Below are 596 nucleotides of genomic sequence, written 5' to 3' on the forward strand. Positions count from 1 at the left end.
CAAAAACTGGGCAAACTGCTCCTCAAAGCGCTGCACCGCCGCCCCGCCGATGTACTGGCCAGAGGCCAGCAGAGCCTCCACCTGCGGCTGCAAAAGCCCGGCCAAAGCGCGGTACTGCCCCGTCAAATCCAGCAGCGGAATCGGCTCCTCCGTCATGGTGCTGCCTTTGGAGAAGGTGGCGGCCACAGCCCATCATCGCGGATGAGAGCCTGTGTACACAACGCTCTGGGCCAGAAGGGTTCTGGGGTTTGTCTTCCGCGGGTCGAGCTGGCCCTGAATCTATCCACCCAATCTGAGATAGAGTAAGCGGGGATCCCCTAGGCTGGATACAGCTTTCTACAGGATGCTTTATGCAGGCGGTTTCTCCAGCAGCTAAAGCCCCTTTGGCACCTCGGATTCTGGCTTTGGTGCCGGGCGGGATTGGTGACCAGATTTTGTTTTTCCCCGCCCTGGCCAGTTTGCGGCAGCGCTTTCCTGAGGCGGAGCTGGAGGTGGTTGTGGAGCCGCGGGCGGCGGCTGCCTACGAGGTTTGTCCTTCGGTGAGTCGGGTGCTGACTTTTCCGTTCAAAGAACAGCTGTCGTTGGGGGATCTCAGC

1 protein-coding gene and 1 pseudogene are annotated in these 596 nt (G+C 60.4%); one reads left to right on the forward strand and one right to left on the reverse strand.

The window, feature by feature from the left end; all coding sequences use genetic code 11:
* Nucleotides 1-186: pseudogene (locus NW837_RS14760) on the reverse strand (hypothetical protein); the annotation flags it as partial.
* A gap of 164 nt (nucleotides 187-350) precedes the next feature.
* On the opposite strand from NW837_RS14760, the gene NW837_RS14765 reads away from it, so the two are divergent.
* Nucleotides 351-596: glycosyltransferase family 9 protein (locus NW837_RS14765; protein WP_414332327.1), on the forward strand; the 246-nt coding region annotated here is incomplete at its 3' end.

This window comes from Synechococcus sp. R6-10 (genome assembly GCF_047461815.1).
Classification (GTDB): Bacteria; Cyanobacteriota; Cyanobacteriia; order Thermostichales; family Thermostichaceae; genus Thermostichus.